The organism is uncultured Gimesia sp. (assembly GCF_963972345.1).
In the GTDB taxonomy this organism is placed as follows: Bacteria; Planctomycetota; Planctomycetia; order Planctomycetales; family Planctomycetaceae; genus Gimesia.
In genome coordinates this window covers 44,913-51,137 of record NZ_CAXAVM010000024.1, presented here as the reverse complement: position 1 = coordinate 51,137, position 6,225 = coordinate 44,913, and the positions used below count along the sequence as shown (strand labels likewise).

Genomic DNA, 6,225 nt, shown 5'->3' with positions numbered 1-6,225 from the left:
TACCATCCTCGCATTTGAAGTGGGAGATAATTTCAAACCCTGGGGAGATCCAACCAATACCGCGGTACCGGCAGAGCGAATGAACTCCGGCAACAAAACTGCGTTCAGAGGGGGCAGTCATGTGTTGCTGGGTGACGGCAGTGTGCGATTTCTCTCCGAAAATATTGATCCCGCCGTGCTCAAAGCGTTGAGTACACCTGACGGAGGCGAACGAATCGATGAATTCTAATTCTGAACAGCCCCTGGTCCATCCAACGGAGCCCGACAACTTCACTCCTTCTGCCAGAACGTTTTTTATGATCCTGGCTGGCTGCCTGTTTGCAGTTGGCTTAATGATTTTCCTGTTCACTCCCGTTTTCGAAAAGATGGAAATTCAGAAACGCAATCTCGCCCGTCAATCGGTTTCAAAGAACAACATGAAACAACTGGGACTGGCTTTGTGGAACTATCAGGAAGAGCACCAGACGTTCCCTCCGGGTGCGACATTTACCGCAGAAGGAACTCCTCTGCATAGCTGGCAATCCTCTATTCTCCCCTTCATGGATCAATCTGGGCTGTTTGAGCAGATCGATTTAGAAAAACCCTGGAACGATCCGGCAAATCAACAGCACTTTCAACGAATAGTTCGGGGTTATGTCGTTCCCTGGAGTGATGAAATTTTCTCATCAGACGGTTATGCGCTGTCTCATTATGTAGGAAATGAACTTCTGCTCAAAATGAATCAGGGGATGTCGCTCAGTCAGATTACCGATGGAGTCTCAAACACGATTTCGGCGGTTGAGCGAGGCGATGACTTCAAGGCCTGGGGAGATCCCGCCAATCTTGCCCGGCCCGCTGATGTGATTGGTCCCGATCAGAAAACACTGTTACCCGGCGGCAATCTCATCCTCTTCAGCGATGGTCGCGTACAATTCGTTTCAAATAAAATCGACTCACAAATCCTGAAAGACCTCAGCACCCCCGATGGGGGAGAAACAAAATGCGATTAATAATTCTACGAATCTGAATTTCCGCACGAACAAAAGACAAAATCCATGCCCAACGGCGATCATATATCTGAAGAAGAATACAATCGCTCTCAACCAGCACGACAGAAAATGAGCGTCCCCCGTTTCGTGATCATCATGTTGATTGTCGTGATTGCCTTGTATAGCCTCGTTGTTCTCACCATCTTCATCAGGACTGGAATCGGTGAAGCGCGCAATGCTACTCAACGTGAAAATATAAAACAAAATCTGAAACAAATTGGAATCGCGTTACAGAATTACCATGCTCAAGAGGCAGAGCAGAAACAGCACATTCAATCCAATGAGCCCCTGCAAGATCAGTCTGCGCCCGGGAGTGACTGATGAACTTCGGACCAGACAAACCGGACAACCACAATACCGAACAGAGTTCCTTCCTGTATTACACGGCTCTCGCAGGCGGAATACTCGTCCTGGGACTGATCATTTTGCCCGCCTTACTCCGTCCGGTTGAGCAGTCGCGAGATGCTGCCCGGCGAAGTCAGTCAAAACATGCATTGAAACAGTTGGGGCTCGCGTTCCATCAATATCATCATCAGTATGATCTATTTCCTCCCGGCTCCATTGAAACAGCGGAAGGTCAACCCGGCCACAGTTGGTTGACTGTTATGCTACCGTACCTCGATCAATGGAATCTGCATCAACAGATAGATTTTGACAAAGCCTGGGATGACCCCGCCAATCAGCGTCCGTTTCATCAACTGGTGCCAGTTTATCGTAACCCGAATATTCAGGAAACGGTCTCTGCCGATGGTTATGCTTTGAGCCACTACCAGGGAAATGAACGGGTTTTGCAACCGAACCGGGGAATCCGCATCAGTGAAATCAGCGACGGGGTGTCGAACACCATTTTTGCAGTCGAAGTGGGCGAAGATTTTAAACCCTGGGGTGATCCCGAAAACCTGACTAACCCCTCCCAGATGTTTGCCCCCGGCAAAAACACCCCCTATGTGGGAGGTAAACACGTCCTGTTCGGAGATGGCAGTATTCGTTTTCTTTCAGAAAAGACCGATCCCGCTATCCTGAAGGCCTTGAGTACACCTGCGGGCGGCGAAAAAGTAGGCGATTTTTAATTACCAGACAGATACAATAATATCAGGCCCTGATCCCTCAAGTAAACAGTTGAAGTCAGGAGACAGCTTCATGTCAGGCTGGTACATCAAAAGAGATGATCAAGTCACCGGTCCCTTCTCCAGAGAACAGCTGGAAGAGTTCGTGGCAGCGGGTGAGGTCATCGAATCAGACCTGATCAGGCAGGAAGAAAGCCGAGAGTTCTTTCCGGCTTCTCTACTGCCCGGTCTGTTCATTGAAATAAATGACCCGATACAGGCCGATGAACTCCCCCGTAGCAGAGTCCAGGCACTGCTATTTGTACTGTTCCTCATTCTTGTGATTGGATTTTCGTTGCCCGCCTTCCAGCCAAAAAGAGGTTCTCGACGCTCTGTCACTAAAAATAACATGAAACAGATCGGTCTGGCGCTCCATAACTACAGTGATAACACTTCCGATTCTTCTGAAACACTTCCACCGGGAGCGATTACCTCGATACAAGGAAAGCCTCTACATAGCTGGCAGGCATTGATTCTGCCCTATCTGGATCAGCAGTTTTATTACAATCAGATCGATTTCAGCAAGCCCTGGAATTACCGGGCCAATATGAAACCGTTTCAGCAGGAAGTCCCCGAATATCTCAATCCGAAAAACGAAGCCAGCCGCTCGTCCGATGGTTATGCCCTTTCGCATTACGCAGGAAATGAACTGGTCCTGAAACCAAATGTCGGCATGCCCTTCAATGAGATTCTCGATGGGATGTCAAATACCATCCTGGCTGTGGAAATCGGCGAAAAGTTCAAGCCCTGGGGCGATCCGACTTCATTGACCGTGCCTGATAAAGTGATCGGCCCCAACAGAAAATCTCCTTCCACCGGGGGAACTCTTATTTTACTGGCAGATGGGAACGTACGATATATCTCCGAGGACATTGATCCTGAGATATTGAAAGCCCTTAGCACCCCGGCGGGCGGCGAAGAGATTGGTGAGTATTAGACCAAGTCTCACTCAGCTTAAGTTAATGCCGGGCTTCGTAGAGTTGGACGACAACACCATCCAGAAAACTGGCCAGTCGCGTTGCGGCCCGCGAGGCATCGCCGCGCATCTTCCACATTTCCTTGATGCTCTCCGGTCGTTTGAAGACGGCCCCTAACGCGGCCCCTGCTCTGACAGCCCCGGTTTCCCCCAGGATTGACATGATTTCAGGAGGCAGGTCGACAGAACAATCATCGCTGATCGCCCGGATCGCCATGAAGCCTTTCTGCGCTGCCTGACAGACCTGCGCCACCGCCAGACTTTCCAGGTCAACGGCCAGCGCATCAAACTGTTTTGCCAGTTTTAATTTTTCGTCGACGGTGCGAACGATCTCGTCCGTATTGATAATTCGCCCGACATATAAACCGTTTTCCCGATCTTCCGGGAAATGCACATCGTTCTTAAGCTCCTGTCCATGCAGGTCGCACACGGAAGTCGCTACGACAATGTCGCCATTTTTCATTTCGGGTTTCAAAGCGCCGGAAAACCCCACTGATAAAATCCAGGGGGGCGAATGCGCGTCGATCAATGCCTGCGTGGCAGCACGGGCGCGGGCAAAACCCACTCCCGTCTGCACGACCGCCACTTTGATTCGATCCAGAAACCCACCCCGAAACACATACGAACCGCCGGTATATTTTTTGACGTGCTCACAGCGATCCAGAAAAGGCTGGATCTCCATCGGTAGAGCACAAACCAGCCCTATATCCGCATGCGCTTTATCGATTTCAGGTTGATTCAAGAGGCGTGTTCCTGTTCGAACTGACTCATCATTTCAATTAACTTATCCACACCCGCTTCGGGGAATGCATTGTAGATACTGGCACGCATCCCGCCAACACTGCGATGCCCTTTCAGGCCATCCAGCCCGGCTGCAGTCGCTTTGGAGATGAACTGGGCGTCCAGGTCGGCGTCGCCCGTCACGAAGGTCACGTTCATCAACGAACGATCCTGTTTCGCAGCGGTCGCATTAAACAGTTTGCTCTGTTCCAGGTAATCATACAGTTTACCCGCTTTGGCCTGATTTTTCTCCTGGATTGCAGATAACCCGCCCTGGTCTTTCAACCATTTCAGAACTCGCCCCAGCACATAAATCCCGAAGGTCGGAGGCGTGTTGTACATCGACTCCGCTTCGGAATGGGTGCGGTACTGCAGCATCGTCGGAATGTCTGTGGGTCCCTGTTCAATCAGGTCATCGCGAATGATCACCAGCGTCAGACCACTGGGACCCAGATTTTTCTGGGCACCGGCATAAACGATTCCGTATTTGGAGATATCGAGGGGTCGCGAGAAAATGTCGCTGCTCGCATCGCAGATCAGAGGAACGCCAGCCGGCACAGTCGGCTCAGTCGCGAACTCGGTTCCGTAAATGGTATTGTTGGAAGTGAAATGCACGTAAGCCGGATTGTCGCTGAGCGAAACTTCCTCAGGGATATAAGAAAAATTTTTGTCTTCGCTGCTGCAGGCGACATTCACGTTCCCGAAGCTCTTCGCCTCTTTGACTGCTTTTTTTGACCAGGAACCGGTCACCAGGTAATCGGCCGTCTGGTCTTTCTTCAGCAGGTTCATGGGAATCATGAAAAACTGGCTCGATGCCCCGCCCTGCAGGAACAGCACCTTGTAGTTATCGGGAACGGAAGCCAGCTCCCGAACCAGCGCTTCTGCCTCTTCATAAACGGCGAGGAACGCTTTACTTCGATGCGAGTGTTCCAGTACCCCGATCCCGGTATCGCCCAGTGAGATCAGATCTTTCTGAGCCTGTTCCAGTACTGGTAAGGGAAGAGCCGCGGGTCCCGCAGAAAAGTTATAAATTCTTTCTGTCATTTTAGATATCTCAGCATCAGTTGCGGACTGATTGATGGGTTCAGTCCTGTGTCACCAGTTATGTGTCAATAATACGGACGTTACCGTACCTCTTGGAACCATCCTTGAGGATATTGGCAAGCGTTCGCTTGTTTTGCTATACAGCATCGATATTATGGAGTCTGGTTTTCTTCATAAATGGAGCAGAGCCAAATTATCCAGAATTCCCAAGAATAGTCACGTTTTCCGGCGAATCATTGCCCTGTTTGATTGATCTGTTATTTAATGTCCAGCTCTCCCAATCCACTTTCCAGAGGACCCCGCGTCCAGTCCTTTCAACCTCCCCAGGGCGATCTGACCATCATGGCCGGCTCAGCCAACCCCATTCTGGCACAGGCCATTGCCGATGAACTTGGCATCCGTCTGACACCCTGTGAGGCGCACCAGTTCAGTGAAGGCAATATCTTTGTCCGCATTCTGGAAAATGTACGGGGCCGCGACGTCTACATCATCCAGGGCGTCCATTACCCGGTAAACGACAACTTTGTTGAACTTCTGTTCTGGATTGATGCCCTGAAACGGGCCAGCGCCCAACAGATCACCGCGGTCATCCCCTTTTTCAGCTATGCCAAAGGGGACAAAAAAGATGAGCCGCGCGTCTCCATCCGGGCCCGCGTCTGTGCCGACGCGATCGAAGTTGCCGGTGCCGACCGCGTACTGACCATGGACCTGCACAGCCCGCAGATTCAGGGTTTTTTCAGCGTTCCCGTGGACCATCTTTACGGTCGGCACGTGATCAGCGATCATATTCGCAAGTTGAATATCAAGGATCTGGTGGTCTGCAGTCCCGACGTCGGCTTTGCCAAAGAAGCTTCTGATTTCGCGAAGCTGCTGGGAACTCCCGTCGTGATCGGTAACAAACTTCGCAAAGACCATTCAGAAACTGTGGAGGTTCTGGAAGTCATCGGCGAAGTCGAAGGCAAAAATGTGATTCTGGTGGACGACTTCACTATCACGGGACGCACTCTGGTCAGCATGGCTGAAGTTCTGAAGAAAAAAGGTGCGAAAGACATCTACGCCGCTGTGACACACGGCGTTCTGTCGAAAGGCGCAGCCGAGCGAATCGGAAAAAGCCCTTTGAAAAAGATGTTTATGACCAATACCCTGGAAACCCAGGTCGATCCGCTGCCGGACAACATTGAGGTACTGTCAGTCGCGCATTCCTTCGCTGCTGCCATCCGTTCGATCCACGACCGGACGAGTGTCAGCACGCTGTTTCCGGAAAAACGGTCAAAGAAATAATCACGTATTT

Annotated in this window: 8 protein-coding genes; 6 read left to right on the top strand and 2 right to left on the bottom strand. The window is 50.9% G+C overall.

Translation table 11 applies throughout. The annotated features are described in order from the left end of the window. The 5 genes from AACZ40_RS06385 to AACZ40_RS06365 all read left to right on the top strand — a co-directional run. On the top strand, positions 1-229 hold a 229-nt coding region (locus AACZ40_RS06385), incomplete at its 5' end, for an H-X9-DG-CTERM domain-containing protein (RefSeq protein ID WP_339673654.1). Further along, the gene (locus AACZ40_RS06380; protein WP_291170936.1) at positions 219-989 is read left to right on the top strand and encodes a DUF1559 domain-containing protein; all 771 of its coding nucleotides are present in this window, start codon (positions 219-221) and stop codon (positions 987-989) included. The genes AACZ40_RS06385 and AACZ40_RS06380, both read left to right, overlap by 11 nt. 45 nt (positions 990-1,034) lie before the next feature. Beyond that, entirely contained in the window at positions 1,035-1,349 is a 315-nt protein-coding gene (locus AACZ40_RS06375; protein WP_291170934.1) for a hypothetical protein, read from the top strand. Next, positions 1,349-2,098 carry a DUF1559 domain-containing protein gene (locus AACZ40_RS06370; RefSeq protein WP_291170933.1) on the top strand — a complete coding sequence of 250 codons (750 nt, stop codon included), beginning with the start codon at positions 1,349-1,351 and terminating at the stop codon, positions 2,096-2,098. The genes AACZ40_RS06375 and AACZ40_RS06370 overlap by 1 nt, the downstream gene beginning before the upstream one ends. 70 nt (positions 2,099-2,168) lie before the next feature. Further along, positions 2,169-3,071: a DUF1559 domain-containing protein gene (locus tag AACZ40_RS06365; protein ID WP_291170931.1), complete on the top strand. Its 903-nt coding sequence runs from the start codon at positions 2,169-2,171 to the stop codon at positions 3,069-3,071. 22 nt (positions 3,072-3,093) lie between these two features. On the opposite strand, the gene AACZ40_RS06360 is transcribed toward AACZ40_RS06365, so the two are convergent. Together AACZ40_RS06360 and serC are read right to left on the bottom strand one after the other, a co-directional pair. Then, positions 3,094-3,852, bottom strand: a complete 759-nt coding sequence (locus tag AACZ40_RS06360; protein WP_291170929.1) for a 5'-methylthioadenosine nucleosidase — start codon at positions 3,850-3,852, stop codon at positions 3,094-3,096. Beyond that, the gene (serC, locus tag AACZ40_RS06355) at positions 3,849-4,934 is read right to left on the bottom strand and encodes a 3-phosphoserine/phosphohydroxythreonine transaminase (protein WP_291170927.1); all 1,086 of its coding nucleotides are present in this window, start codon (positions 4,932-4,934) and stop codon (positions 3,849-3,851) included. Before serC ends, AACZ40_RS06360 begins: the two co-directional genes overlap by 4 nt. Positions 4,935-5,198: 264 nt before the next feature. Between serC and AACZ40_RS06350 the strand changes: the two genes are divergently transcribed. Then, positions 5,199-6,215: a ribose-phosphate pyrophosphokinase gene (locus AACZ40_RS06350; RefSeq protein ID WP_291170925.1), complete on the top strand. Its 1,017-nt coding sequence runs from the start codon at positions 5,199-5,201 to the stop codon at positions 6,213-6,215. Positions 6,216-6,225: the final 10 nt, after the last annotated feature.

Bases quoted from the DNA above. Each gene is read 5' to 3' on its own strand.
- AACZ40_RS06380 (WP_291170936.1), top strand. From the start codon at position 219: ATGAATTCTAATTCTGAACAGCCCCTGGTCCATCCAACGGAGCCCGAC.
- AACZ40_RS06375 (WP_291170934.1), top strand. From the start codon at position 1,035: ATGCCCAACGGCGATCATATATCTGAAGAAGAATACAATCGCTCTCAA.
- AACZ40_RS06370 (WP_291170933.1), top strand. From the start codon at position 1,349: ATGAACTTCGGACCAGACAAACCGGACAACCACAATACCGAACAGAGT.
- AACZ40_RS06365 (WP_291170931.1), top strand. From the start codon at position 2,169: ATGTCAGGCTGGTACATCAAAAGAGATGATCAAGTCACCGGTCCCTTC.
- serC (WP_291170927.1), bottom strand. From the start codon at position 4,934: ATGACAGAAAGAATTTATAACTTTTCTGCGGGACCCGCGGCTCTTCCC.
- AACZ40_RS06350 (WP_291170925.1), top strand. From the start codon at position 5,199: ATGTCCAGCTCTCCCAATCCACTTTCCAGAGGACCCCGCGTCCAGTCC.